The organism is Streptomyces sp. NPDC036764 (assembly GCF_055609385.1).
The window spans coordinates 1,288,813-1,313,027 of the sequence record NZ_JBVJPT010000001.1 but is presented as its reverse complement, the minus strand read 5'-3'; the positions used below and the strand labels follow the sequence as shown (position 1 = coordinate 1,313,027).

General features: G+C 71.5%; 25 protein-coding genes, 1 pseudogene and 1 riboswitch. Of the genes and pseudogenes, 4 read left to right on the top strand and 22 right to left on the bottom strand.

Going from position 1 to position 24,215, the window contains the following annotated elements:
• Positions 1-5: 5 nt before the first annotated feature.
• The 9 genes from ACZ69Q_RS05720 to ACZ69Q_RS05680 all read right to left on the bottom strand — a co-directional run bounded on the left by ACZ69Q_RS05720 (position 6) and on the right by ACZ69Q_RS05680 (position 6,675).
• The gene (locus tag ACZ69Q_RS05720; protein ID WP_471036844.1) at positions 6-1,205 is read right to left on the bottom strand and encodes an LLM class flavin-dependent oxidoreductase; all 1,200 of its coding nucleotides are present in this window, start codon (positions 1,203-1,205) and stop codon (positions 6-8) included.
• A 75-nt stretch (positions 1,206-1,280) separates the two neighbouring features.
• Positions 1,281-1,415, bottom strand: coding sequence for a putative leader peptide (locus tag ACZ69Q_RS05715; RefSeq protein ID WP_471040094.1), 135 nt, complete (start codon positions 1,413-1,415; stop codon positions 1,281-1,283).
• Positions 1,416-1,426: 11 nt separating this feature from the next.
• Positions 1,427-2,173, bottom strand: coding sequence for a GNAT family N-acetyltransferase (locus ACZ69Q_RS05710; RefSeq protein ID WP_471036841.1), 747 nt, complete (start codon positions 2,171-2,173; stop codon positions 1,427-1,429).
• A 58-nt stretch (positions 2,174-2,231) separates the two neighbouring features.
• The gene (locus tag ACZ69Q_RS05705) at positions 2,232-3,254 is read right to left on the bottom strand and encodes an ABC transporter substrate-binding protein (RefSeq protein WP_471036837.1); all 1,023 of its coding nucleotides are present in this window, start codon (positions 3,252-3,254) and stop codon (positions 2,232-2,234) included.
• 67 nt (positions 3,255-3,321) lie between these two features.
• Positions 3,322-4,107: an amino acid ABC transporter ATP-binding protein gene (locus tag ACZ69Q_RS05700; protein ID WP_471036835.1), complete on the bottom strand. Its 786-nt coding sequence runs from the start codon at positions 4,105-4,107 to the stop codon at positions 3,322-3,324.
• Positions 4,104-5,087 (bottom strand): amino acid ABC transporter permease, encoded by a 984-nt coding sequence (locus ACZ69Q_RS05695; RefSeq protein WP_471036833.1) that lies wholly within the window; start codon positions 5,085-5,087, stop codon positions 4,104-4,106. Before ACZ69Q_RS05695 ends, ACZ69Q_RS05700 begins: the two co-directional genes overlap by 4 nt.
• A gap of 169 nt (positions 5,088-5,256) precedes the next feature.
• Entirely contained in the window at positions 5,257-5,406 is a 150-nt protein-coding gene (locus ACZ69Q_RS05690; protein ID WP_471036831.1) for a hypothetical protein, read from the bottom strand.
• A 29-nt stretch (positions 5,407-5,435) separates the two neighbouring features.
• Positions 5,436-5,544: riboswitch (SAM riboswitch) on the bottom strand.
• Between the two features lie 67 nt (positions 5,545-5,611).
• Positions 5,612-6,508, bottom strand: a complete 897-nt coding sequence (locus ACZ69Q_RS05685; RefSeq protein ID WP_471036828.1) for a glutathione S-transferase C-terminal domain-containing protein — start codon at positions 6,506-6,508, stop codon at positions 5,612-5,614.
• Between the two features lie 56 nt (positions 6,509-6,564).
• Positions 6,565-6,675: a putative leader peptide gene (locus ACZ69Q_RS05680; RefSeq protein WP_471036825.1), complete on the bottom strand. Its 111-nt coding sequence runs from the start codon at positions 6,673-6,675 to the stop codon at positions 6,565-6,567.
• Between the two features lie 178 nt (positions 6,676-6,853).
• On the opposite strand from ACZ69Q_RS05680, the gene ACZ69Q_RS05675 reads away from it, so the two are divergent.
• Positions 6,854-7,432 (top strand): MarR family winged helix-turn-helix transcriptional regulator, encoded by a 579-nt coding sequence (locus tag ACZ69Q_RS05675; RefSeq protein ID WP_471036822.1) that lies wholly within the window; start codon positions 6,854-6,856, stop codon positions 7,430-7,432.
• Between the two features lie 229 nt (positions 7,433-7,661).
• Here the strand turns inward: ACZ69Q_RS05675 and ACZ69Q_RS05670 are convergent, their stop codons facing one another.
• From ACZ69Q_RS05670 to ACZ69Q_RS05625, 10 genes are all read right to left on the bottom strand, one after another.
• Positions 7,662-8,372: a gamma-glutamyl-gamma-aminobutyrate hydrolase family protein gene (locus tag ACZ69Q_RS05670; protein ID WP_471036819.1), complete on the bottom strand. Its 711-nt coding sequence runs from the start codon at positions 8,370-8,372 to the stop codon at positions 7,662-7,664.
• On the bottom strand, positions 8,369-9,859 hold the full coding sequence (locus ACZ69Q_RS05665; RefSeq protein WP_471036816.1) for an aldehyde dehydrogenase: 1,491 nt from the start codon (positions 9,857-9,859) through the stop codon (positions 8,369-8,371). The genes ACZ69Q_RS05670 and ACZ69Q_RS05665 overlap by 4 nt, the downstream gene beginning before the upstream one ends.
• Before the next feature lie 123 nt (positions 9,860-9,982).
• Positions 9,983-11,431: an APC family permease gene (locus tag ACZ69Q_RS05660; RefSeq protein WP_471036813.1), complete on the bottom strand. Its 1,449-nt coding sequence runs from the start codon at positions 11,429-11,431 to the stop codon at positions 9,983-9,985.
• Positions 11,432-11,593: 162 nt separating this feature from the next.
• Positions 11,594-12,172, bottom strand: a complete 579-nt coding sequence (locus tag ACZ69Q_RS05655) for a TetR/AcrR family transcriptional regulator (protein WP_471040092.1) — start codon at positions 12,170-12,172, stop codon at positions 11,594-11,596.
• Positions 12,173-12,318: 146 nt separating this feature from the next.
• Positions 12,319-13,164, bottom strand: a complete 846-nt coding sequence (locus ACZ69Q_RS05650) for a fumarylacetoacetate hydrolase family protein (RefSeq protein ID WP_471036810.1) — start codon at positions 13,162-13,164, stop codon at positions 12,319-12,321.
• 18 nt (positions 13,165-13,182) lie between these two features.
• A complete protein-coding gene (locus ACZ69Q_RS05645) occupies positions 13,183-14,121 on the bottom strand; it encodes a 3,4-dihydroxyphenylacetate 2,3-dioxygenase (RefSeq protein WP_471036807.1) in 939 nt (312 codons plus the stop codon).
• Complete coding sequence (locus ACZ69Q_RS05640) at positions 14,114-15,577, bottom strand: aldehyde dehydrogenase (RefSeq protein ID WP_471036804.1); 1,464 nt, start codon at positions 15,575-15,577, stop codon at positions 14,114-14,116. Before ACZ69Q_RS05640 ends, ACZ69Q_RS05645 begins: the two co-directional genes overlap by 8 nt.
• A gap of 97 nt (positions 15,578-15,674) precedes the next feature.
• Positions 15,675-16,487 (bottom strand): acetoacetate decarboxylase family protein, encoded by an 813-nt coding sequence (locus tag ACZ69Q_RS05635; RefSeq protein WP_471036801.1) that lies wholly within the window; start codon positions 16,485-16,487, stop codon positions 15,675-15,677.
• An 11-nt stretch (positions 16,488-16,498) separates the two neighbouring features.
• Positions 16,499-17,707, bottom strand: a complete 1,209-nt coding sequence (locus ACZ69Q_RS05630; protein WP_471036798.1) for an NAD(P)/FAD-dependent oxidoreductase — start codon at positions 17,705-17,707, stop codon at positions 16,499-16,501.
• A 5-nt stretch (positions 17,708-17,712) separates the two neighbouring features.
• A complete protein-coding gene (locus ACZ69Q_RS05625) occupies positions 17,713-17,901 on the bottom strand; it encodes a ferredoxin (RefSeq protein WP_471036795.1) in 189 nt (62 codons plus the stop codon).
• A gap of 364 nt (positions 17,902-18,265) precedes the next feature.
• On the opposite strand from ACZ69Q_RS05625, the gene ACZ69Q_RS05620 reads away from it, so the two are divergent.
• Complete coding sequence (locus ACZ69Q_RS05620) at positions 18,266-19,576, top strand: glutamine synthetase family protein (RefSeq protein ID WP_471040090.1); 1,311 nt, start codon at positions 18,266-18,268, stop codon at positions 19,574-19,576.
• Between the two features lie 35 nt (positions 19,577-19,611).
• Positions 19,612-20,886, top strand: coding sequence for a cytochrome P450 (locus tag ACZ69Q_RS05615; protein WP_471036792.1), 1,275 nt, complete (start codon positions 19,612-19,614; stop codon positions 20,884-20,886).
• Between the two features lie 75 nt (positions 20,887-20,961).
• Here the strand turns inward: ACZ69Q_RS05615 and ACZ69Q_RS05610 are convergent.
• Positions 20,962-21,072, bottom strand: a pseudogene (locus ACZ69Q_RS05610) (BBE domain-containing protein); the annotation flags it as partial.
• A gap of 462 nt (positions 21,073-21,534) precedes the next feature.
• Between ACZ69Q_RS05610 and ACZ69Q_RS05605 the strand changes: the two are divergent.
• A complete protein-coding gene (locus ACZ69Q_RS05605) occupies positions 21,535-22,275 on the top strand; it encodes a class I SAM-dependent DNA methyltransferase (protein WP_471036790.1) in 741 nt (246 codons plus the stop codon).
• A gap of 47 nt (positions 22,276-22,322) precedes the next feature.
• On the opposite strand, the gene ACZ69Q_RS05600 is transcribed toward ACZ69Q_RS05605, so the two are convergent.
• Positions 22,323-22,781 carry an RrF2 family transcriptional regulator gene (locus ACZ69Q_RS05600; RefSeq protein WP_471036788.1) on the bottom strand — a complete coding sequence of 153 codons (459 nt, stop codon included), beginning with the start codon at positions 22,779-22,781 and terminating at the stop codon, positions 22,323-22,325.
• Positions 22,782-22,832: 51 nt separating this feature from the next.
• Entirely contained in the window at positions 22,833-24,092 is a 1,260-nt protein-coding gene (locus ACZ69Q_RS05595) for an acyl-CoA dehydrogenase family protein (RefSeq protein WP_471036784.1), read from the bottom strand.
• Positions 24,093-24,215 lie beyond the last annotated feature (123 nt).

Here is a 24,215-nt window from a genome sequence, read left to right as displayed (position 1 = left end):
CCGGCTCAGGCGGCGTAGCGGTTGGCGGGGCGGGCAAGCCCCAGCAGGCCGCGCAGGGTGTCGGCCTCGTAGGCGCGGCGGAAGGCGCCGCGGCGCTGGAGCTCGGGGACGAGCCCCCGGGTGATCGCCGGAAGGTCGTGGCCGGCGACCGCGGGCCGAAGCCGGAATCCGGAGAGTCCTGCCTGGTGCAACTCCTGGAGCAGGTCGGCGAGTTGGACGGGGGTACCGGCGAAGATCAGGGCATCGCTGGTGTACGGCTGTCCCGCGAGCGTGTCGAGCCGTTCCCGGCGTGCGGTCGCGGCACCCGGGTCGTCGTCGAGGAAGACCACCAGGTCGCCGAAGACATGCAGGGATTCGGCCGCCCGCCCTGCCGTGTTCTGTTCGGCCCGGATCTGGGCGACGATCCCGCGGGCCTCGTCGGCGTCGTACGGGGTGACGTAGCCGATGTCCGCGGCGCGGGCCACGAGCCGGTAGGGGACGGTGTCGTGGGCGAGGGCGCTGACGATCGGCTGGCCCTGCGGGGGGCGGGGTGTGATGGACGGGCCCTTGACGCTGAAGTGCCTGCCCTCGAAGTCGATGTAGTGCAGCTTGTCGCGGTCGATGAAGCGACCCGTGGCGGTGTCCCGGATCTCGGCGTCGTCCTCCCAGCTATCCCAGAGACGGCGGACCGCTTCCACGTAGTCGGCGGTCTCGTCGAACAGGTCGGTCACCACGTCCTGCGTGGCGGGGCTGTCGTAGGCCTCGATGCGCGCGATGGTGCGGCGGCCGAAGTGCGCGGCCTCGTTCGGGCGGGCGGTGAGCTGCACCCGCAGTCCGGCGCGGCCGGTGCTGACGTAGTCGAGAGTGGCTATCGCCTTGGATATGTGGAACGGCTCTGTGTGGGTGGAGACCACCGTCGGCACCAGACCTATGTGCCGGGTCAACGGGGCCACCCGGGAGGCGATGAGGACGGCGTCGAGGCGGCCGCGTACCTGGTCGGTGCGCTCGTCCGGGTCCAGGAAGTGGGAGGACTGGAGGCCGAGGCCGTCCTCGATGGTGACGAAGTCGAGGAGGCCTCGCTCGGCCTCGGTGACCAGGTCGGCCCAGTAGGCGGCGGTGAACAGGTCATGAGGGCGGGCCGCCGGCTCTCGCCAGGACGCGGGATGCCAGCCGGTGCCGTCCAGGGCGACGGCGAGATGCAGGGCGGAAGAGGGGGTTGGGGACACGAGTCAGTGCCTTCCTGGAAGTCCGTACGAGAGCGCCGGCCCCCGCTCTGGCGGGGCACGGCGGTTGAGGGAACGTCAGGAACAACAGAGCGCGCCGGCCACGCGCTGGAGGTCGATGTGGGGCCGGGAGTGGAGGTGGACGGCGTGGAAAAGGTGCGTCACGTCCGCCACCTCCGTCCGTCGCGTCGCGCGCCTGGGCACCGCGCACATCTCGTCGTGAGTCACAACGCCCCGGCCTCGGGGGCTGTTCCCGGTGTGCGCACCAGGCGGATGACCGAACGGCGGCGGACGGTGAAGCCGATCGACTCGTACAGGCGGATCGCCGGGGTGTTGTCGGCGGCGGCGTGCAGGAAAGGGGTCTCACCACGGTCGCGGATGCCGGCCGCGACCGCGCGCACCAGGCGGGTCGCGAGCCCCCTGCCACGGTGGGCGGGGTCGGTGCAGACCGCGCTGATCTCGGTCCAGCCGGGCAGGCGGAGGCGTTCGCCGGCCATGGCGATCAGTCGGCCGCGGTGCCGGATACCGAGGTAGGTGCCCATGTGGATGGTCCGGTCGAGGAAGGGTCCCGGCTTCGTACGGGCTACGAGATCGAGGATCTCCGGTACGTCGCCGGGCCCCAGGCGGACCGCCTCGGGTGCGGGCTCGGCACGCAGCCCGGTGTCGATGAGCTGGACGCCCTCTCCCCCGCCGACGATCTCCCAGCCGTCCGGCACCCGGTCGAGCGGCTTGGCTCGCACCACGGCGCCGGGCCCGACGAGGGTGTGCAGGTCGGCCCAGGCGGCGGGGTCCGCCGGGTCGGCCAGTGCGGCGAAGGCGTACACGTCGGCCGGGTAGCGGGCCGCGAGTCCGACGCGTTCGGCGAGATGGGCGTGCGGGCCGTTCAGAGCGGCCCAGACGGCGTTGTCGAGGGGGTGCTGCTCGGTGACGGGCGGGGCTCCGCCTCCGCGGACGTCGATCGGGTGTGCCACGGAGGCGGAGTCCCTTCTTGCGTGAACTTGCATGCGGCTCAGGTGAGGTGACGAGCTGTCAGGAGTTGTCGAGCGGCAGCCCGGGCGGGTTGACCTCCGACTTGGCGACGGCCTCGCCCGAGAGGTTCCAGGCGGCGAGCCACTTGGCGTACTGGCCGTTGTCGATCAGGTGGTTGATCGCGTCGGCGAGAGGCTGGGCGAGGCCGCTGTCCTTCTTGGCGGTCGCGGCGATCAGGCCCTGGAGTGTCGCCCCGGCGCCGGAGAACTGGCCCGCGATCCTCGTCGGGCTCGGCGTGCTCTTGGTCTGGGTGACGTGGTAGGAGAGGTTCGGGCTCGGGCCGAAGTAGGCGTCGATCTTGCCGCTGCCCAGGGCCAGGTAGGTGCTGTTGTTGTCCTGGAAGTACTTGACGGTCAGCTTCTTGCCCTCCTTCTCCAGCTTGTCCTTCCACTCCAGCAGGATGCGCTCCTGGTTGGTGCCCGCGCCGACGGACACGGTCTTGCCGGCGAGGGCCTGGTAGTCGCCGTCGAAGCTGAACTTCGAGTCCTTGAGCGCCTCGAAGGCGAGGTCGTCCTTGCGGTAGGAGGCGAACTCGTACTTCTGCTTGCGCTCCTCGGTGTCGGTGATGTTCGAGAAGCCGACGTTCACCTTGCCGCTGTCGATGCCGACGAAGAGGTTCTCCCAGGTGAACCGCTTGACCTCGGGCTTCAGGCCGAGGACGGCCGCGACCAGCCGGGCGAGGTCGATCTCGGAGCCGGTGAGTGTCTTCTGGTCGCTGCCCACGAAGCCCAGCGGCGGGGCCCCGGAGGGCAGGGTGCCGGAGCCGATGACCAGTCGGCCGCTCTTCTTGAGGGCGTCGGGCAGCTTCGCGCTGATGGACTTCACCTCGGACACCTTCAGGGTGGTCTCCTTGGCGGCGCCGTTGGAGAGCTGTCCGACGGTGACCGTGCCGGCGCTGTCGTTCGTCCTGGTGGCGGCGTCGCTGTCCCCACCGCAGGCGGCGAGCCCGGTGGCGAGGGTGGCGACGGCGGTCGCCGCGGTGATGCCGCGTATCAGGCTGCGTCGGGAGATGTGGGTGGGCATGGCCGTCCTTGGTGTTCGAGAGGGTGGTGAGGTGGCGCGTGGGGGGAGTTCGTGGGGAGCGGGGTGTTCACAGGACCTTGCTGAGGAAGTCCCTGGTCCGCTCGTGCCGGGGCTTGTCGAGGACTTCGGCGGGCGGGCCCTGCTCGACGATCCGGCCGCCGTCGATGAACACGACCCGGTCGGCGATCTCGCGGGCGAAGCCGATCTCGTGGGTGACGATGACGAGGGTGGTGCCGCTGGTCGCCAAGTCCTTGATGACGGACAGGACTTCGCCGACGAGCTCGGGGTCGAGAGCGGAGGTCGGCTCGTCGAAGAGGATGACGCCGGGGCGCAGGGCGAGGGCGCGGGCGATGGCCACGCGCTGCTGCTGACCGCCCGACAACTGCCGAGGGTAGGCGCCGGCCTTGTCGGCGAGTCCGACCCGGCCGAGGAGGTCGCGGGCGAGTTCCAGGGCCGCGGCCTTGGCGAGCTTGCCGGTGGCCACCGGGGCCGCGGCCACGTTGTCGAGGACCGTCAGATGCGGGAAGAGGTTGAAGTTCTGGAAGACGAAGCCGATCCTGCTGCGCTGCGTGAGGATGGCCCGCTCACTCAGCTCCTTCAGCCGCTCGCCGTGCCGGCGTACGCCGATCAGCTCGCCGTCGAGGCTGACATGGCCGATCTCGGGCTTCTCCAGGTGGTTGATGACCCTGAGCAGGGTGGACTTGCCGGAGCCGGACGGGCCGAGGATCACGGTGACCTCACCGGGCCGTACGGTCAGGTCGACCCCGTTGAGCACCCGGTGGGCGCCGTACCACTTGTGCACGTCGTGCACTTCCACGGTGGCGCCCACGCTCCGGAGGGTTTCGGCGGTCATACGGCGGCCTCCCTGCGGATGCGGACCCTCAGGTCGGTGAGAGCGGTCCGCAGCTTCTGCAACGGGGTCGGCGGCAGGGAGCGTGTGGCGCCCCGGGCGTAGTACCGCTCGACGTAGAACTGGACGACGGAGACGACGCTGGTGAGGATCAGGTACCAGACGGTGGCGACCATCAGCAGCGGCACGATGTCGCCGGGGTACGTGGAGCCCATGGACTGCGCGGCGCCGAACAGGTCGAGCAGGGACACGTAGAAGACCAGCGAGGTGCCCTTGATCAGGCCGATGAGCTGGTTGACGTAGTTCGGGATGATGGAGCGCAGCGCCTGCGGGAACACGATCCTCTTGAACTGGTAGCCCTTCGGCAGGCCGAGGGCCGCGGCCGCCTCGTGCTGGCCCTGGTCGACGGAGAGGACGCCGCCGCGGACGACCTCGGCGGCGTACGCGGACTCGTGGAGGCTGATGCCGACGACCGCGATGACGATGTCGGTGGCGAGCTTGGACTCGTCGAATGAGAAGAAGGCGGGGCCGAAGGGCACGCCCACGCTCAGCGTCTTGTACAGGGCGCTGAAGTTGTACAGGAACAGCAGCACCACGATCAGCGGGACGGAGCGGAACGCCCAGACGTAGATCCAGCTCACCGCTCGCAGCACCGGGCTGCGCGAGAGCCGGGCCAGCGCCAGCAGGATGCCGCCGAGGAGACCCAGCACCGCGCTGTAGGCGGTGACTTCGAGGGTGACGAGGAGACCGTCGAGGATGGCCGGCCGCAGGAACCAGTAGCCGAAGCGGTCCCACTGGTAGAACGGATTGGTCACCAGGCCGTTGACGAACTGGGCAGCCAGGACCAGGACCACCGCGGTGGCGATCCAGCGACCGGGCCGCCGCAGCGGCAGAACCCGCTGTGCGGCGAGTGGTCTTGACGGGGTGTCGGTGGGCGGCGGTGCCTCGGCGAGGGACACGGCGGCGCCTGGGGGTTCACTCATGGAGGGCTCCGGCAGGAGTCGGAATTCCCCGGACCCGGCACAGGGTGTGGCGACGACGGCCGCTGGGCGGCGCGTCGTCTCACGGGAGGCGCAGGTACCGGGGGCTGGGCGGGCAACGGCACACCGCTCAGGCGGTGTTCGTCAGAGAGTGCGTGGCGCAGAGAAAGGGTCAGCCACGACAGCGGGCACAGCCCGGTGCGGTACACAGTGCGCTGTTGACACGGAGCAGATCGACGGTGCGGTCGGCGACGAGCAGGTTCACGAACGGCAGGACGCGGCTCTGGGAGCGGCGTACGGCCGTCCTGGGAGCTGCGTCCATGTCGTCACTCGCTTTTCCGGCCCCTCGGGGCCTCGCGCTTACCGAATGTCATCCGGTCCGGTCGTCACCTGGGGCACCCCACCGCGACGCGAGGGTTGCCGGTCAGCGAGCCAGGGCTTGTCGCTGACGCTCATGACCGTTCTGGGCCGTAAGTTAAGACAGTTGCCCGAACGAATGTCAACGCCGGTCCACGGTGTGGACCGGGTCAGACCCCGTCGACCAGCGGTCGAGCACCGGTCCCGGCTGCCGCGTGGGCCGCCCAGTCCAGGATCTGGACGGCGGCGCCGGCGGCCTCCAGGCCCTGACAACGGGCATGGTGGCGGCGGGAGATGGCGTCCAGGTCGAGGTGCGCTCCGAAAGCCGGGTGCGCGGTGAGCCGGCGGGCGTAGCCCCACAGGGCGGGATGGGCGGCGATGCGCTGCACCGCTGCCGCGTCCAGGTGGTGCCGGTGGACGGTGTCGAGCTGGACCAGGGTGACCCACAACTCGACGTCCGCGGCGGTGATCTGATTACGGATCATGTAGCCACGTCCGTCGAGCCACCGGTCCAGCGCGCCCAGTGCGCGCAGCAGTGTCCCGAGCGCCTCCTCGCGCTCCGCCGGATCGGCGCCGACCGCCCCCGCGCCCTGCGCGGCCTCCTCGATGTCCTGCGCGCACATGCGCTCGACGGCCTCGATCTCCGACTCCGCGCCGCACGGGTAGAGCTCGCTGCGCCCGCGGTCGAAGCGCCGGGCGAGGTCTCGGGTGATGTCGGGTGCGTGCGTGCTCACGATGCGCCCGGACCAGTCGTCGCTGAGGACCGGTGCGAGTGCCGGTCCGGCGTAGCGGTGGGCACTGGCGTCGTACAGCGGACGCAGCACGGTGTGGCCGCCGTCAGGGGAGTCCGGGATCGGGGGCAGGAACGTCGCGGGACAGATGTCGTCGAGGCCCAGCAGGGCGTGGGCGACGGCGATGCGCAGGCCGTCCGGGCAGGCGGTGGACAGATGGAGGCGGTAGCGGCGCGGCACGGCGTAGTGGCCGCTGCGCGCGTCCCGGCCGATTCGGCCCCTGAAGGCGGGGGCGGACTGGGTGGATGCGTGGGCGGCCAGCGGTGTGACGGACATGAGTCTCCCCGGAGCAGGCGTGCGGATGTACGCGGTCGGCGGAAGCGACGTGGGGTTCAGCCCAGCGGGCTGAGCGCGCTGCATACGCGGAGCAGATCGATGTGGCGGCGGGACGTGAGAAGGGGCGTACGGATCACTCGACCGGTGACCGGCTCACGACGCCCCATGTTTCCCTACCAATTCACTAGGAATCCTGATCGAGTGTCGGTCCGTCCGCGGTCGACGTCAAGAGGGCGTCCAGGGTCCGGGAAGCGGTGGCCCCTTCCGTACAATTTGAACCCGAACGAAAACACCTGTTCCCGTCCGACACCGCCTGTCCGACGCCGCGGCCCAAGGAGTGTGCCCATGCCCGGCCAACGATCGATCACCGCCGCCGAGAAGCTGGCCGAGGCCAAGCTCGGCGGTATCCCGCTGCACCGGGAGCAGATGGCGGTGGTCGCCAACATCTATCGCGCGGCCTCGACGGTCCGGCAGCACCTGGAGAACTCCGTACTGCGCGGGGCCGATCTGACCTGGACAGCGTTCGTGGTGCTCTGGGTGGTCTGGGTGTGGGGCGAGTCGGAGACCCGGCATGTCGCGGAGGAGGCCGGGATCTCCAAGGGGACGCTCACGGGCGTGGCGCGGACGCTGGAGGGGCGGGGGCTGGTGAAGCGGGCCGGGCACCCCAGTGACGGCAGGCTCGTGCTGCTCAGCCTCACCGAGGAGGGCGAGGCGCTGATGCGTCGGCTCTTCCCGGCCTTCAACGAGGAGGAGGCGTTCGTCGCCGGGCAGCTCAGCGACGAGGAGTGCCGCAGCGTCGCGGAGGGGCTGCGCCGGGTGGTCCTCCAGGTCGAGGAGAACGGCGAGGAACGCCGCCTCACCCTCCTCGACGGAGCCGAACCGGCACCGCGCCGCAGCGGGCGCCGGGCGAAGACGGAGGACTGAGGCCACGCCCCGGCCCACTCGGCAGAGCCGCACTCCGGCTGCCCGCCTCAGGGTCGAGGCTCGCTCCACCCCTCCGGTCAGGATCGAGGGGTGCCCGGCCGTCGGCTCAGCATCGACGGGGGGCCGCCCGATCGGCTGACGGCCGAAGACACCCACCCGCCCAGCTCAGCGGCGAGGCGCCCCACCTGACTCAGGACCGAGGGTTGCCCCGAGGCCCCCAACCCCCCGCTCAGCGCCGCCCGCCCGCCGCCCCGACCAGGGCGTCGAAGAGGCCCTGCTGTGCCGGGTCGTCGGCGGCGGTGTCCTCGGGGTGCCACTGCACTGCCGTGAACCAGCCTCGCGCGCCGGGGAGTTCGAGGCCCTCCACCGTTCCGTCGGCGGCGCGGGCCGTGGCCGTCAGGCCGGTGCCGAGGCGGTCCACCCGCTGGTGGTGGTAGCAGGAGGCCTCCGCCTTCTGCGCGCCGAGGGCACGCTCCAGCAAGGTGCCGCGCTCGATCGCCACCGGGTGCACGAGGTGCCGGTGTTCGCGTTCGGGGCCGCCCATGTCCTGCTCCAGCGTGCCGCCGAGGGCGACGTTCACGACCTGCAGGCCCCGGCAGATCGCCAGCAGGGGGATGCCGGCGTCCAGTGCGCGCCGCGCGATTTCGAGGTCGAAGGCGTCCTGGAGGTCGTCCACGTCGTAGACGCTCGCGTGGGCGACGGAGGAGCCGTAGCGGTGCGGGGCGAGGTCGCCGCCGCCGGGGAGCAGGACGGCGTCGAAGCGGGCGAGCCGGTCCGCGACGTCGGCGTTCGCGGGGTCGGCCGGGTGGATGCTCGCCGGCTCGCCGCCCGATCGCCACACCGCCTCGATCAGGGCGCGGGCGTTCACCTCCGCGGCGTACCGAAGGGCCGAGGTCGTGGCGGAGAAGCGGGCGGGGACGGCGATCAGCGGGCGGGTCACAACTGGATCCAGGTCGTCTTGAGCTCGGTGTACTTCTCCAGGGCGTGCGCGGACTTGTCGCGGCCGTTCCCGGACTGCTTCATGCCGCCGAAGGGGACGGTCAGGTCGCCCTCCTCGTAGCAGTTGACCCAGACCGTGCCGGCCTTGAGGGCGCGGGAGACGCGGTGGGCGGTGGAGAGGTCGGAGGTCCACAGGCCGGCGGCCAGGCCGTACTCCGTGGCGTTGGCCAGTCGTACCGCCTCGTCCAGGTCGCCGAAGGCGAGGACGGACAGGACGGGGCCGAAGATCTCCTCGCGGGCCAGGCGCATCGTCGGGGCGACGCCGTCGAAGACGGTCGGTTCCAGGTAGGTGCCGCCGGTCTCGGCGAGGATGCGCTCACCGCCCGTGCGCAGCCGGGCGCCCTCCTCCCGGCCGGCCCCGATGTGGCCGAGGACGCGGCCGAGGTGGGCCTCGCCGACCAGGGCGCCCATCTCGGTGGCCGGGTCCAGGGGGTCGCCGATCCGCAGCTCGCGGGCGCGGCGTACGACGGCCTCGGTGACGCGTTCGGCGACGGAGGAGTGCACGAGGAGCCGGGACGGTGCCGTGCACATCTCGCCCTGGTTGAAGAAGATGCCCCAGGCCGCGGTGGCGGCGGCCCGGTCCAGGTCGGGGGCGTCGGGCAGCACGATGTTGGGTGACTTGCCGCCGAGCTCGAGCCAGACGCGCTTGAGGTTGGAGTCGGCCGCGTAGTGCAGGAAGTGCCGGCCGACGGCGGTGGAGCCGGTGAAGGCCAGGACGTCGACGTCGGGGTGGAGCCCGAGGGCCCGTCCGGCGACGGGGCCCTCGCCGTTCACCACGTTGAGCACACCCGGCGGCAGCCCGGCCTCGGTGGCCAGCCGGCCGAGGAGGAGGGCGGACAGCGGGGAGTTCTCGGACGGCTTCAGTACGACCGTGCAGCCGGCGGCGAGCGCCGGGGCAACCTTCCAGCCCGCGAGCGTCAGGGGGAAGTTCCAGGGCACGACCGCACCGACGACGCCGGCCGGCTCCCGGGTGACCAGGGCAAGGGCGTCGGGGGCGGTGTGCGGGGACTCGTCGGTGAGCTTGTCGGCGAGCTGGCCGTACCAGCGGAAGGTGGTGATGGCGGCGCGCAGCTCGATGTCATGGGCGTCGGTGATGGGTTTGCCCATCTCCAGGCTGACGGTCAGTGCCAGTTCCGCGCGCCGTTCCTCCAGCAGGTCGGCGATCCGCAGCAGCACACGGCCGCGCTCGACGGGGGCGAGGCGCGGCCAGGGCCCGGTGTCGAAGGCGCGCCGGGCGGCGGCGACGGCCGCGTCCACCTCGGCGGCGCCCCCGTCGGCGACCCGCGCCAGCACCTGGCCGTCCCGGGGCGAGACGGCCGCGAAGGTCCCGCCCCCGCCCGGCTCGTCGGCGCCGTCGATGTGATGGGCGCCGGAAAGGTGCAGGGACTTGGCGCGACGCAGCCACTCTTCGTGGGTGACGGCCGGCATGCGAGGACCTCCAGGTGACGTCTGATCTCGTACAAAACGGTTGGAGTCGAGCACCCACCGGGCATCCACCGGCAGGCACCCGCCGTCCGGCCGACGGCTGCTCGGCCGGACGGCAGGCGTCGCCTACGTGCGGGCCGAGCGCGTCAGACGGCCCGTGACGACCCCCAGCACCAGGACGGCCGGCACCGTCACCTGGAGCCACAGGGCGGTGGTCCGGTCGCCGCCGATGAGGGTCGTGAAGTTCTCGACGATCAGCCAGATCGCCCCGGCGATTCCCGCCGCCCCCAGCAGCGGGGCGACCAGCGTGTTCCACGCCCGGGTGTCGAGGCGCTCGCGCCGGAAGAAGGCGACGACCGAGACCGAGGTCAGGAAGTACAGGAGCATGATCGCCAGTACGGCGATGCCGCTGCCCCACGAGAACAGGGTGAGCACCGGATCCTTGCCGGCCAGAGCGAACGGGATCACCAGCAGGACGGCGATCGACGTCTGCACGAAGCCCGCGACACCGGGCGAGTGCCGTCGGTTGACCGCCGACACCCGGCGGGGCAGGAGGCCCTCGCGGCTGAGCGAGAACAGATAGCGGTTGGCCGAGTTGTGGAAGGCCAGGATGCCGGCGAAGAGCGAGGTGGCCAGCAGGATGGGCAGCACGTCGTTGACCCAGGTGCCGAACTGGGCGGCGATCGGCGCGAAGACGAACGCCGTCGAGTCACCGCCCTCCAGCGCCTTGCCCGCGGCGCCGGCCGCCTTCGAGGCGCCGTAGGAGGAGATCAGCATCCAGGAGGCGAAGGCGAAGAAGCCGGTGACGAGGGCGACGGCCGCGTACGTCGCCCGGGGCACCGTTCTGCGGGGCTCGCGGGCCTCCTCGCCGTAGATCGCGGTGGCCTCGAAGCCGATCATCGACGCCACGGCGAACATCAGCGCCACGCCCGGCGCCCCGTCCAGGGCAGCGCCCGGCGAGAACGTGTCCGCGAAGCCGAGGCCCTCGGGCCCGCCGCCCTTGGCGAAGGTGACGACGGCGAAGGCGCTGAGGATGCTGAACTCGGCCAGCACGAACACGGCGAGCACCTTCGCACCCATCTCGATGCCGAGGGCACCGAGGACCTGCACGATCGCCATCGTGACCAGGGCACACACCCACCAGGGCACGTCGATGCCGGCGTAGTGCACCAGCAGCCCGTTCACGGTGGCGCCGTACAGGCCGTACATGGCGGCCTGGATCGCGCAGTACGCGAAGAGGGCGATCCCCGCGCTGCCGTTGCCGAGGTCCCGGCCGAGCCCTTTGCCGATGTACCGGTAGAAGGCCCCGGCGTCCACCACGTGCCGGCCCATGGCGACGAAGCCGACCGAGAACAGCAGGGTGATCAGACCGGCCGCGAGATAGGCGGCCGGCGCCCCGGCGCCGTTTCCGATGGCCACGGCGATGGGGACGGCGCCCGCGACGCCGGTCAGCGGCGCCTGGGCGGAGAGGACGAAGAAGAGGATGCCCAGCACGCCGAGAGAGTTGGGCTTGAGCTTGCCTGCGGTGGAGGCGTCGGGCGCGGTCTGGTTCGGGACCGCCGTCTGACTGTCCACTCGGATCACCTGCCAGGGGAAAGGAGGATTTCGTTTCAGGCCAAACGAGTTGCCTTATGGTGGGCTGGAACTATCCGTTTGGCAAGGGGTGACGCCGAGAATTGCTGGGACCACGCGAAGGGACCCCGGGCCACGGGTGCCCGGGGTCCCTGAAGGTACAGGTCAGACGTCGTTCTCCGGCGCCTCGTGACCGTCGGCCGCAAGCAGCCGGAGCAGCCCGCGCAGCTCCTCGATCGCGGCGTCGGTGGTCCCGGGCTCGCCGAAGACGAGCTGGTGCAGCACGAGCCCGTCCAGGGCGGCGAAGATCAGCCGGGTCAGCGGGTGCCCGGCGTCCTCGGGGAGCATCCGGGACAGCTCGCGCCGGGTGGCGTCGAAGTAGTCGTCGTACAGGGCGCGGATCTGCGGCAGCAGCTCCGGGCGGCGGCGGGCCTCCAGCAGCAGCTCGTACTGGAAGGCCTGGATGTCCGGATCGGCGGTGACCATGTCGGACACGCCCACCGAGAAGTCGGCGACCTTGCCGGTGCCCGGTTCGAGCGCGCTGGTGCTCAGCGAGGTGCGGATCGCGTGGGCGAGGGCCTCCTCGATCAGCGCGTCGCGTGAGCCGAAGTGGTGGACGACGAGGCCGTGCGTGGTGCCGGCCTCCTGGGCGACCGCCCGGTAGGTGAGCTTGCGCAGCCCGCCGTGCGCCACGACCCGCACCGCGGCGTTGAGCAGGGCCTCGCGGCCCTCGCCGTAGTTCATGCGCCGGCGCGGCTTGCGGTCCCCCTCGGCGGCCTTGGCCTTGGGGGCCTCGGAGCCCGTCGACCTCTTGGATCGTGCGGGTCCCTCGGCGGATGCGGTCATGTTCGCGACCTTACCCGCCGGGTCCGACACGGCCGTACGCGCGGTCAACGCCTGGGCGGCCGGATGCCGCGGAACTCCCAGTCCCCGCCGAGCGCGGTGGACAGCACCTCCTCGGACTCGGTCGGCTGGGCGCCCACGTCGGTGCGGACCGGGGTCGGGCCGGTGACGATGTGGTTGGTGAGCCGGCCGAGGCCCTCGACCTCGACCTCGACGACGTCGCCCGGCCGGACCGGGCGGGAGTTGGCCGGGGTGCCGGACAGGAGGACGTCCCCCGGGTAGAGGGTGATCGTGCGGGCGATGTCGGCGACGAGATAGTGCATGTCCCACTTCATCTCGTCGGTCGAACCGTCCTGCACGACCTCGCCGTTGACGTACGTCCGCAGCCGCTTGCCGTGGAAGTCCCAGTCCGTGACCAGGCCCGGTCCGAGCGGGCACAGGGTGTCGGAGCCCTTGACCCGGAGCATGGAGCCCGCGTCGGTGTCGCGGAAGTCGTGCAGCCCGTAGTCGTTGGCGATCGTGTAGCCGGCGATGTACTCCCCCGCCTCGGCCGGGGAGACGTTCCGCGCGGTCCGCCCGATCACAATGGCGACCTCGCCCTCGTAGTTGAGCCACTTGCAGCCGTCGGGGCGGACGATCGCGCCCTTGTGGGAGTTGAGGGACGAGGTCGGCTTGTGGAAGTAGGTCGGGGTGTCCGGCAGGTCGATCCGGAACTCGTCGACGCGGCTGCGGTGGTTGAGGTGGACGGCGATGACCTTGGAAGGGACCACCGGCGGCAGGTGATGGGCGTCCTCGGTCTTGACGCGGCGGCCGTCCCCGGCGACGAGTTCGTCCCCGTCGACGGTGACCTGGACGGCGGCGCCGTCGAGCAGGATGCGGCGGTATTCGGGCATGAGGGCTCCTGGAAACGACTAGGTACGACTGTGCGGGGTGCGCGGGGACGAGGTGGCGGCGGGCAGGCCGGTGCCGGTCCAGCCGTCGGCGGGCCGGTCGAACCAGAGATGGACCTGGCCGGTGCCGATGGAGTTCTCGTACTCGCCGTACTGGCGGGCCTTGGCGGCGCAGGACTGCTCGCCGAGGGCGCCGGCCATCATCAGGTAGTGGAAGAACTTCGCCTCGGGCTTGTACTTCCAGAACTCGTCCATGGTGTCGAGGACCTTGTCGTGGCGGCCCTCCTTGAACCAGGCGATGCGCTCGTGGTCGGCCGCGCGGGCCTCGGGCGTGAAGATATGCGCCGGGTCGCTCGCCTCGTGGTGGCGCAGCTCGCGCAGCGGCCAGAAGGTGTGCGACAGGGCACCGGAGGCGATGAGCAGCACGCGGCGGCCCGGAGTGGCGGCGATGCCGTCGGCCAGGGCCCGGCCGAGCCGCAGATGGTCCTCCATGTCACCGGTCTGGCAGACGCCGATGGTGACCCACCGCTTGTCCGGCAGCCCCTCCCCCAGGTACTTCCAGAGGTTGATGGTGGCGTAGTAGATCGGCAGGCACTCGTCCTCGATCGCGGTGATCCAGGTGCCGTGCCTGTCGGCGAACTTCTCGATGTTCCCGGCGAGTTCGGGGTCGCCGGGGAAGTCGTACGGCATCCTGCACATCCCGCGCGGCAGCTCCTCGGAGGTGAACAGGCCGGCGCGGCGCTGCTGTGCGGTGACGACGAACTCGACGGTGGTGGCCCAGTGGGAGTCGAGGACGACGACGGTGTCGTAGTCGTCCCGCTCGAAGACCTCCGCGCGGAGCTCCTTCAGGCCGGTGACGAGGGTGATCTCCTTGCCCTCGTTCAGCTCCAGCCGGTCGGCCTGCGGCAGCACGATGGTGGGGACGTGGGCCAGCAGCCCGGCCCCGACGATCTCACCCATGGCTCTGGCTCCATCCCTTCGGGGCGGTCACGGTGTTCTTCAGGTCGCAGTAGAAGTCGAAGCTCCAGGTGCCGCCCTCGCGTCCGACGCCGGACTGGCGCGAGCCGCCGAAGGGCGCCTGAAGATCGCGGACGAAGAAGCAGTTGACCCAGACGGTGCCGGCGACGAGCCGCGCGGTGACGCGTTCGGCGCGCTCGGGGTCGCCGGTGGCGAGGGTGGCGGCGAGCCCGAAGCGGGTGTCGTTGGCGAGCCGTACCGCTTCGTCCTCGTCGGCGAAGGTCTGGAGGGTGAGGACCGGCCCGAAGACCTCCTCCTGCACGATCTCGGAGTCCTGGGCGACATCGGTGAGCAGGGTCGGCGCGTAGTACTGCCCGTCCCGGCGCTGCCCGCCGATGACCGCGCGGGCTCCTGCCTCGACGGCCCGCCGCACGTACCCGTCGATCTTCTCCAACTGGCGCGGATGGATGTTGGGCCCGATGTCGGTGGCCTCGTCGCGGGGGTCGCCCTGCTTGAGGCTCTGCGCCCGCTGGACGAACCGGCGCGTGAACTCCTCGGCGACCGTCTCCTCGACGAGCAGACGGGTCCCCGCGAGACAGACCTGCCCGGCGTTGTCGTACTGCTCGACGGCGAGGTCGACCGCGAGCTCCAGGTCGGCGTCGGCGAACACCAACAGCGGTGACTTGCCGCCGAGTTCGAGGCTGAGCGGGGTCAGGTTCGCGGCGGCGGACGCGGCGATCCGCTTGGCGGTCGGCACGGAACCGGTGAAGCTGATCCGGCGCACGTCCGGGTGCGAGGTGAGTGCGTCGCCGATCTCGGAGCCGTAGCCCTGGACGACGTTGAGGACACCGGCGGGCAGGCCCGCCTCGGCGGCGATGTCGGCGAGGAGGGAGGCGGTGAGCGGGGACCACTCGGCCGGCTTGAGGACGACGGTGTCGCCGGCCGCGAGCGCCGGGGCGACCTTCCATGTGGCCAGCATCAGCGGGGCGTTCCACGGCGTGATCAGCACGCAGGGCCCGGCGGGGTCCCACGACACGTGGTTGGTGTGCCCGCGCGTCTCGAAGTCCTCGTGGTCGAGCGTGAGCAACCAGTCCGCGAAGAAGCGGAAGTTGTGCGCGACGCGGGGCATGACGCCCCGGCGGTGCGAGCGCAGCAGAGCGCCGTTGTCGGTGGTCTCGACGACGGCGAGCTCCTCGATCCGCTTCTCGACGCCGTCGGCGATGGCATGCAGGATGCGGGCGCGTTCGGCGCGGGGGGTGGCGGCCCAGGCGGGGAACGCCTCGCGGGCGGCGGCGACGGCTGCTTCGGCCTCGGCGGGTCCGCCGCGGGCGATCTCACCGAGGGTGCTGCCGTCGATGGGAGAGGTGTCGGTGAAGGTGTCGGAGGAGGCGACGCGTCGGCCGCCGATCCAGTGCCGGGGATCGACAGAGATCCCGGAGACGACGATCTTGTCAGGCATGAGAAGAGCTCCAATCAAAGGAGGGGTTCGGGCACTCACCCAGGGGCGCGGGGAACTGCGCGACCGGCCACGACCCACCCGCGGCCGACCACGAACCTCACCCGGCAGACGCTCCGGACGTACCGGCCTCCAACAGCCGCCCCCCGTCCCAGACCACCCCGACCTGCCGGTAGTACGCGGCGATCGGCTCCCGGATCTCCAACCGCGCAAGCTCCTCCGTCGGCGCCTCGAACAGCTCCAACTCGGCGTCCCCGACCCACGGTTGACCGGCCTCGAAGGACGCCGCCCCGGTCTCGATCAGTTCGTCGAGCGCAAGCCCCTTCCCCTTCTCGACCGAGGGAAGCCACCGGTGGTGAGCCATCGGATGCGCGTTGACGAACCCGTTGCCGTCCGACGGTTCCCGCAAGGTGACCACGGCCTGCGCGAGCCGCCGGTCCGCCGCAGCGAGCGTCGCCCCGAACCGCGCCCCCGCCTCGATCCGCGGAGCGGGCCCGTACGGATGGGGCCGCGTCTGGTGGATGGACCCGAGCTTCTTCGGATACCCCTGGTGCAGCCCGCGGGCGATGGCGAAGTCCTTGTCGACCCAGATGTAGACGCACCGCGAGTAGGTCTGCCCCCGGTACCTGCACCGGACGACCGCGAACGCCTCCTTGTACTGCGACAGCACGGGGTCGAGCAGCTCCGCGCCCGACTGCGAGCACGACTGCCAGTCGGCCCAGATCAGGGCGACGGCCCCGGGATCCTCGTCGGCCAACTCCAGCGGCTCGGGCAGCAGTTCCCGCACCCGTGCCGGATCCGTGCGGTATTCGACGGTCAGCAGGTCACCGGAGTAGCGCCAGGGCGGCGACGGAATCAGCGACGAGAGCCCGCCGGCGGTCTTGGGGTGGAAGTAGCCACGAACTGAGGACATGACGGGGTTCCTTACGTGGTGAGGGCGGGCTGCTTCAGCAGCTCGGCGCGGTAGCGGGCGGCGCCCTTGGCGGCGCTGTGCCCGCCGAGCGCGACGACGCCGACCAGCCGGTCGCCGGCGTGGTATCCCACCAGGACGTCGCCTTCGGGGTCGCCGTCCAGGACGCGTACGTCGTCGAGGCCGAGGACGGGCGCGCCGAACGACTGGAGCCGGAAGTCGTGCTGGTCGCTCCAGAAGGTGGGCAGGGGCGCGAAGGGGGCAGACTCCCCCTCCGCACCGGTGAGATGAGCGACGAGCGTCTTCGCGGCGTGCTTTGCGGTGTCGGTCGGGATCGACCAGTGCTCGACGCGCCGGGGCACACCGTCGTAGCGGGCGTTGGGGAAGCGGGCGACATCGCCGACGGCGACGACTTCCGGCCGCCCGCCGACCCGCAGCCGCTCACAGGTGAGGACGCCGTCGCAGAGGTCGAGGCCGTTGCCCTGGAGCCATTCGACGTTGGCGACCGAGCCGACCGACTCGACCACCACGTCGGCGGGCAGCACCGTGCCGTCGCTCAGGACCACGCCCGTCACGCGCTCGTCGCCCTCGAAGGCGGCGACGCCCGTACCGAGCGCGAAGCGCACCCCGCGCTCCTCGTGCCGGCTCAGCAGCGTGCGGGCCAGCAGCTCGCCGAGCGGTCCGACCATGGGCAGGGGCAGCGGATCGACGACGGTCACCTCGTGTGCGCCCAGTCCTACGGCGGTCGCGGCGACCTCGCAGCCGATGAACCCGGCGCCGACCACGACCACGCGGGCATCGGGGCGGGTCAGTGCCGCCCGCAGTCCCTGGGCGTCGGCGAGCGTGCGGACGGTGTGGCGGCCGGCGAGCGGACCGGGGCAGCGCAGCCGCCGGGGGCGCATGCCGGTGGCGACGACCAGTCCGTCGTACGGGATCTCGGAGCCGTCGTCGAGTGCGACGGTGCGCTCGGCCAGTTGGGCGGCGGCGACCCTCGTGCCCAGGCGCCACTCCACGTCGGCGGCGGCCGCCTTCGGGGTGAAGGCCAGCGACTCGAAGGGCGCGTTGCCCGCGAGGACCTCCTTGGACAGCGGAGGCCGGTTGTAGGGCATGTGGGGCTCGTCGCCCACCACCGTGATCGCGCCGGTCCAGCCGGCCGCGCGCAACTGCTCGGCCGCACGCAGGCCGCCCATCGAGGCGCCGGCGACGACTACGCGTCCGGTCATGGGGCTCAGCCCTCGATCCGGATGGCCTGGAGCGGGCAGACGTCGGCGGCTTCCTCGACCTCGTCGCGCAGCGCGTCGTCGGGGTCGGAGACGTGCACGAGGTGTCCGTCGACGTCCATCGAGAAGACGTCGGGGGCCGCGAAGACGCACTGGCCGTGGTCCTGGCACTTGTTCATGTCGACTACGACCTTCATGGCCGGTCCTCCTGGAGGTGAGGGCGTCGGAGCGGAGTGAAGGGGATGCGGGGCCCGGCAAGCTGAGCGGCCGGACCCCGCTTGGCCAAAGGGGTGCGGGAGCCGCACCCCTGACTCGTTTGGCTTCAAACAACATAGGAAGCCGCTCGACCCTGGTCAATACCTGTCCAGGTGGATAAATTTTTGAGGCCGCCCCCTTGCGGGACGGCGAATCCCCTCCATACCGTTCGGGTTCAAACGACGACCCGGGGTCGCCTCTCCCCCACCTCGCACCCTCTGCTCAGGTCGTCCGCACGCCACCCTTCCCCATCCGCCCGAGGAGACATCGGTGAGCGCTCACGACAAACCAGACATCCGCCGGCACATGGAGCGGCTCACCGCCGAGGGTGTCGACGTGGTCCGGGTGACCTATCCCGACCTCATCGGCACCGACCGCGCCCGTGACGTGCTGGTGGACCACCTGCCGGCGGCCTGCGAGCACGGTCTGGCCTTCTGCCGGGCCGTCTACCACACCAGCCCGCAGGGCGACGTGGTCCCGGTCGCGGGCGGCCTGGACGCCGGACTGCCCGATGTGACCGTGCGCCCCGACCTGTCCACCCTGACCGTGCTCCCGTGGGAGCCCGGCGTCGCCACCTGTCTGGGCGAGGTCACCGACCCGGCGACGGGCGCACCCGCCCCGGAGTCACCGCGCGATCTGCTGCGCACCGTGCTGGCCCACTGTGCCGAGCAGGGCCTGCATCCGATCGTCGGACCGGAGCTGGAGTACTTCCTGCTGGAGAACACCCCCGCGGGATGGCGCCGCCACCCCGAGACGACCGGCGCCGTCTACACGGCCGGCCTGCGCGCCGACCCCTCGAACCATCTGCTGCGCACCCTGCGCCACCTGCGCGACCTCGGCATCGGCGTGATCACCGGCAACCACGAGTTCGACGGCGGCCAGTACGAGATCAACCTCACCCACTCCGACGCGCTGGACGCGGCCGACCGCTCATTCCGCTTCAAGGCCGCGGTGAAGGAGCTGGCCCGCCGGGACGGCCTGCTGGCCACCTTCATGGCCAAGCCGTTCGGCGACGCGGGCGGCTCGGGCTTCCATCTGCACCTGTCCTGCGACGACGCCGAGGGCCGCAACGCCTTCGACGACCCCGCGGGTGCCCACGGCCTCTCGGCCGTCGCCCGGCACGCGCTCGCCGGCATCGTCGCCCACGCGCCCGCCCTCGCCGCGCTGCTCAACCCGACGGTGAACTCCTACAAACGCTTCGGCCCGGACACCCTCGCGCCCTGGCTGATCGACTGGGGACTGGACAACCGCAGCGCCATGATCCGCATCCCGCCCGAGCGCGGCACCGGCGCCCGCCTGGAACTGCGCCTCGGCGACGCGAGCGCCAACCCCTATCTGGCCGTCGCCGCCACACTCGCCGCCGCCCTGCTCGGCATCCGGGCCGGCGAGGAGCCGCCGCCCCCGCTGGAGGGCTACGGCTACGACACCGCGCGGTCCGCGGTGCTGCCCACCGATCTGTCCGCCGCGCTCGACGCGCTTCAGGCGGACACCGCCCTGACCGAACTGCTCGGCAAGGGCTTCACCACCTCCTACCTCACCTACAAGCGCAACGAGGTCGAACGCTTCCAACGGCATGTCACCGACTGGGAGTTCACCGAGTACGCCTACCACCTGTGACCCCAGCAGATCCTTGTGACACCCAGGAGCCATCGATGACTTCCGCTTCCGCCTCCGAGCCGATGCCGATCGCCGACGTGAACCTCACGGACCTCGACAAGTTCACCGACGGTGTGACGCCCTGGCGCATGTTCCACACCCTGCGCCACGAGGACCCCGTGCACTGGCAGCCGGAGGACGCCCCCAACTCCGGCTTCTGGGCGGTGACCCGGCACGCCGACATCGCCCGCGTCGACCGCGACCCGGAGACCTTCACCTCGACGAGGTTCGTCAACCTGGAGGAGGTCGACGACGACCAGATCAAGAAGCGCGCCTCCATCCTGGAGATGGACGGCGTACGGCACCGGGCACTGCGCAGCGTGATCCAGCGGCAGTTCGGCGCGAGCGTCATCAACAGCTACGCCGACTTCCTGCGCGGCCTGACCGCGACGACGCTGGACGCGGCGCTCGCCAAGGGCACGTTCGACTTCGTCGCCGACGTCTCCGCGGACTTCCCGATCAACGTCCTGGCACGGCTGCTTGACGTGCCGCCGCAGGACAACCAGCAGCTCATCGACTGGGGCAACCGCATCATCGGCAACACCGACCCCGACTACGCGGACGTGCTGCTGCACAGCGCGGAGAGCGAGAAGTACCGCGATCTGCCGTTCCGCTCCCCGGCGTCCGTCGAGGTCTTCGAGTACGGCCGCGAGCTGGCCCGGCAGCGGCGCGGCGGCGACGGCACGGACCTGGTGTCGAAGCTGGTCAACACGGTTCCGCGCGACGGCGTCCCGCTGTCCGCGCAGGACTTCGACAACTACTTCCTGCTGCTGGTGGTCGCCGGCAACGAGACCACCCGGCACACCATCACCCACTCCATGCTGGCCCTGCTCCAGCACCCCGAGCAGCTCGCCCGCCTCCAGGAGGACCCCTCCCTGATCCCGGCGGCCGTCGAGGAGTTCCTGCGCTGGGCCTCCCCGGTCTACCACTTCCGCCGCACCGCGACACGGGAGGTCGAGCTCGGCGGCAAGCGGGTCAAGGAGGGCGACAAGGTCGTCATGTGGTTCGCCTCCGGCAACCGCGACGAGGAGGTCTTCGGCAACCCGTACGACTTCGACGTCACCCGCGCCGACAACGACCACGTCACCTTCGGCAAGGGCAGCCCGCACCTGTGCCTGGGCAACCTGCTCGCCCGTACCGAGATCCGCATCATGTTCGAGGAGCTGATCCCGCGCCTCGCCGACATCAAGCTGGCCGGCGAAGTGCCGCGCGTGCGCTCCAACTTCGTCAACGGCATCAAGAAGCTGCCGGTCAAGGTCACGCTCGCATGAGTACGTGACCGCCCGGGCATCGAGGCGACGGGCGCGGGAGCGACTGTGGTCGGAATCCCGCGCCCGCCGCCCTTTTCAGGCCGCGCGCACCGACAGCGCGTGGTGGAAGACGCCGCGGGGGTCCCACTTCGCCTTGACGCGCTGGAGCCGGCGGTGGTTGTCGCCGAAGTACAGCGTCTGCCAAGGGGCCGCTGTCGACGGCCTGCTGCACGGCACGTACGACATGCGAGGTCGTGCCGACGATCCAGACGTGCTCGGGCCGGCCCACGAACCGGCGGTTGTAGCCCCGCCTCGCCAGGGACCGGAATCGCGGATCGCCGGGCCCGACCATGGCGGGTCCGGGCGGCGCGGGACAGGCCGTACCCTCCGTGGCCGCCGCCGCGGCCCCCGCGCCCAGCCCGGGCGCCATGACCCCCGCCGTCGTGGCGACCAGTCCGCCGCGCAGCACGTTCCTCCTGCTCAATGCGCTCATCACGTCTCCTGGGACTGCCGTGGGACTCTTCGCTCCTGCCTCGGTCTCGAAGCTAGGGCGCGAGGGCGCCGGAGGCAGTCGTCCCAGCCCCCGGGTCGGGGTGGTGCCGGCACCCGGATCCACGGCCCGCGGAAATTCGGGTGCCTCGGCGCGGCGGCCGGCAGTACGGTCCCGGCGTGAGCGATGACGACGGCTACTTCGGAGAGAACATCGCGGCCGGGTACGACGATTCGGCTGCGGACATGTTCCGCGCCGACGTGGTGGACCCGGCGGTGGACCTGCTGGCCGAACTCGCCGGTGACGGCCCGGCGCTGGAACTCGGCGTCGGCACCGGCCGGATCGCGCTGCCGCTGGCCGGCCGCGGGATCCCGGTGCACGGGATCGACATGTCCCGCGCGATGGTGGAGAAGCTGCGGGCGAAGCCCGGCGGTGACGCCGTCGGGGTGACGATCGGGGACTTCGCGACGACCCGGGTGGCGGGCGAGTTCACCCTCGTCTACCTCGTGTTCAACACGATCGGCAATCTGACGACCCAGGACGCCCAGGTCGACTGCTTCCGCAACGCCGCCGCCCATCTGCGGCCCGGCGGCTGCTTCGTCGTCGAGGTGGGCGTGCCCGATCTGCGCCGGCTGCCGCCCGGGCAGAGCGCCGTACCGTTCCACATCAGCGACACACGCTGGGCGTTCGACACCTACGACGTCGCCACCCAGGCGATGAGCTCCAACTACGTCACCATCACCGACGGGCGGGCCGAGCACTGGTCCGTCCCGTTCCGGTACGTGTGGCCGGCCGAGCTGGACCTGATGGCCCGACTGGCCGGACTGAGGCTGCGCGTCCGGTGGGAGGACTTCACGCGCGAGCCGTTCACCGGAGAGAGCGGCAAGCACGTGTCGGTGTGGGAGAAGCCGGCCGCCTGAGGGTCTCGTCGCCGCGCCTCAAGGGCCGCCGGTCGGCGGGACACCGGTCAGGGGTTCGTCCATGCCTCGGGGTCGTCCGCGAGGCTCAGCACGTCGTCGGGCAGCTTCGCCGCGGCCACATGGGCGAGCGTGACCTCGCCGAGGATCTTGCGGACGTTGGCGCGTACGGCGACCCACAGCGGCAGCAGGGACTCCGCGGGGCCGATGTAGGAGAGGTCGGGCGGGCGGACGCCGCGCACCGAGACCAGGGGGCCGTCCGCCACGCGGATCACCTCGGCGATGGCGATCGAGTCCGCCGGACGGGCGAGCCGGTAGCCGCCCTTGCCGCCGCGCTGGCTGACCACGAGGCCGCCCCGGCGCAGATCGCCGAGGATGCCCTCCAGGAACTTGTGCGGGATGCCCTGTGCGTCGGCGATGGCTTCGGCCTTCAGTGACGTGTCGTCTCCTGCGGCGGCCAGCTCCAACGCCGCCCGCACCGCATAGTCCGCTCTGGCCGAGATCCGCATGCTGAGATTATCCCTCACCGCCGCGCCGGTCCTCACCGGCGGCCGCCCCGGTCAGGCGGGAAGGCTGAACGGCGGATGCGCGCCGTTCAGGAAGTAGTCCCCGACCTCACGCAGCCTGTGCGCGACCGGCTCGCGCAGGGTGTGGGTGCGCGTGTCGCGCCAGAAGCGGTCGAGACCGTGCCGGGTGAAGGCCGCGGGCGCGCCGACGGCCTCCAGCGCACGGCTGGTGATCTCCTGCGCGGCCCGGGCGGCGGCGGCCTCGGCCGCGCTCGCGAGCACGGCGATCTCCGCGCTCTCCTCGTCGTCGAGGTCCTCGCCCCGGCCGAGGCCACGGGTGAGGGCGTCCACCGCCTGGTCGGCGAGGGCGGACGCGGCTCGTGCGGCGACGGCGAGTTCGCCGTACGCGGTGAGCACGTACGGGTCCTGCGGCGGGATCCCCGCCCAGGGCTGGGGTGCGAGCGAATCCCAGGGCGAGTGCACGGCCCGTCCGTGCTCGCGGACTTCACCGAGCAGTCCCTCGGCGACGCCGAGACAGAACTGGGCGGAGACCAGTCGTGCGGTGGGCACGGCGAGGCCGGCGAAGGGCGACAGGGCTCCGTCGTCGGCGGACAGGGAGCCCAGTACGTCGTGGTGCGTGACCGGCACCGAGTCGAACGTGACGGCGCCGGCGGCGGCCAGCCGCTGCCCGAAGGTGTCGCCCGCGCCGCCGCTCACCACGCCCGGGTGGGCGGGGTCGACGAGGACGGCGAGAGGCTCGCCGGTGCCGGGCACGGCGGCGCGGACCAGCAACCGGTCGGCGACGCCGACTCCGGAGCCGTACCGCTGATGGCCGTCCAGCAAGTAGCCGTTCGCCGTCGGCGTCAGCATGAGCGGCGGTTCCTGCGAGGCGATGCCGCCGCCCCAGAACCACTGGCCCGCCGCGGACGCCCGCTCGACGCGGACGGCACGGTCGGGCGCGGCGAAGAACCGGGCACTGCAGGACAGGAAGTAGTGGCTGCCCAGGAGGTGGCCGACGGCCCCGTCGGCCGCGGCGACGGTCCGTACGACGGCGTACGCGGCCCGCCAGTCCGCGCCCGCTCCGCCGTGCGCGGCCGGCACCAGGAGGGCGAGCAGACCCGACTCGCGCAGCCGCGCCACCTCGTCGAGCGGGAGCTTGCCGGCCTCCTCGCGCAGAGCCGCGTCCGTGGCGAGGTCGTCCGCGAGTTCGCGGGCGATGTGCAGCCAGTCGGCCGGCCCGTCCGCCGACGGGACAAGGGCGTCCCGCCCGGGGTCGCCGAACGGAGCGGCCGGGGCCGGAGGGGCGATCGTCATGGCGTCATCCTCACTCGCCCCGTCGGCGGGGGTCAACACTTCCCTAGTAATTCGATAGGAAAGCTAGGGATACGTTTCCTCTCTGGCTGATTCGCACCCCCGTCTGGCGAGTTCGTGGCAGCG

What these genes read in the sequence shown, in the direction of transcription:
- ACZ69Q_RS05715 (WP_471040094.1), bottom strand. Translation starts at nt 1,415, where the DNA reads ATGTGCGCGGTGCCCAGGCGCGCGACGCGACGGACGGAGGTGGCGGAC.
- ACZ69Q_RS05705 (WP_471036837.1), bottom strand. Translation starts at nt 3,254, where the DNA reads ATGCCCACCCACATCTCCCGACGCAGCCTGATACGCGGCATCACCGCG.
- ACZ69Q_RS05700 (WP_471036835.1), bottom strand. Translation starts at nt 4,107, where the DNA reads ATGACCGCCGAAACCCTCCGGAGCGTGGGCGCCACCGTGGAAGTGCAC.
- ACZ69Q_RS05695 (WP_471036833.1), bottom strand. Translation starts at nt 5,087, where the DNA reads ATGAGTGAACCCCCAGGCGCCGCCGTGTCCCTCGCCGAGGCACCGCCG.
- ACZ69Q_RS05690 (WP_471036831.1), bottom strand. Translation starts at nt 5,406, where the DNA reads ATGGACGCAGCTCCCAGGACGGCCGTACGCCGCTCCCAGAGCCGCGTC.
- ACZ69Q_RS05685 (WP_471036828.1), bottom strand. Translation starts at nt 6,508, where the DNA reads ATGTCCGTCACACCGCTGGCCGCCCACGCATCCACCCAGTCCGCCCCC.
- ACZ69Q_RS05680 (WP_471036825.1), bottom strand. Translation starts at nt 6,675, where the DNA reads ATGGGGCGTCGTGAGCCGGTCACCGGTCGAGTGATCCGTACGCCCCTT.
- ACZ69Q_RS05675 (WP_471036822.1), top strand. Translation starts at nt 6,854, where the DNA reads ATGCCCGGCCAACGATCGATCACCGCCGCCGAGAAGCTGGCCGAGGCC.
- ACZ69Q_RS05665 (WP_471036816.1), bottom strand. Translation starts at nt 9,859, where the DNA reads ATGCCGGCCGTCACCCACGAAGAGTGGCTGCGTCGCGCCAAGTCCCTG.
- ACZ69Q_RS05655 (WP_471040092.1), bottom strand. Translation starts at nt 12,172, where the DNA reads ATGAACTACGGCGAGGGCCGCGAGGCCCTGCTCAACGCCGCGGTGCGG.
- ACZ69Q_RS05650 (WP_471036810.1), bottom strand. Translation starts at nt 13,164, where the DNA reads ATGCCCGAATACCGCCGCATCCTGCTCGACGGCGCCGCCGTCCAGGTC.
- ACZ69Q_RS05645 (WP_471036807.1), bottom strand. Translation starts at nt 14,121, where the DNA reads ATGGGTGAGATCGTCGGGGCCGGGCTGCTGGCCCACGTCCCCACCATC.
- ACZ69Q_RS05640 (WP_471036804.1), bottom strand. Translation starts at nt 15,577, where the DNA reads ATGCCTGACAAGATCGTCGTCTCCGGGATCTCTGTCGATCCCCGGCAC.
- ACZ69Q_RS05635 (WP_471036801.1), bottom strand. Translation starts at nt 16,487, where the DNA reads ATGTCCTCAGTTCGTGGCTACTTCCACCCCAAGACCGCCGGCGGGCTC.
- ACZ69Q_RS05630 (WP_471036798.1), bottom strand. Translation starts at nt 17,707, where the DNA reads ATGACCGGACGCGTAGTCGTCGCCGGCGCCTCGATGGGCGGCCTGCGT.
- ACZ69Q_RS05625 (WP_471036795.1), bottom strand. Translation starts at nt 17,901, where the DNA reads ATGAAGGTCGTAGTCGACATGAACAAGTGCCAGGACCACGGCCAGTGC.
- ACZ69Q_RS05620 (WP_471040090.1), top strand. Translation starts at nt 18,266, where the DNA reads ATGGAGCGGCTCACCGCCGAGGGTGTCGACGTGGTCCGGGTGACCTAT.
- ACZ69Q_RS05615 (WP_471036792.1), top strand. Translation starts at nt 19,612, where the DNA reads ATGACTTCCGCTTCCGCCTCCGAGCCGATGCCGATCGCCGACGTGAAC.
- ACZ69Q_RS05600 (WP_471036788.1), bottom strand. Translation starts at nt 22,781, where the DNA reads ATGCGGATCTCGGCCAGAGCGGACTATGCGGTGCGGGCGGCGTTGGAG.
- ACZ69Q_RS05595 (WP_471036784.1), bottom strand. Translation starts at nt 24,092, where the DNA reads ATGACGATCGCCCCTCCGGCCCCGGCCGCTCCGTTCGGCGACCCCGGG.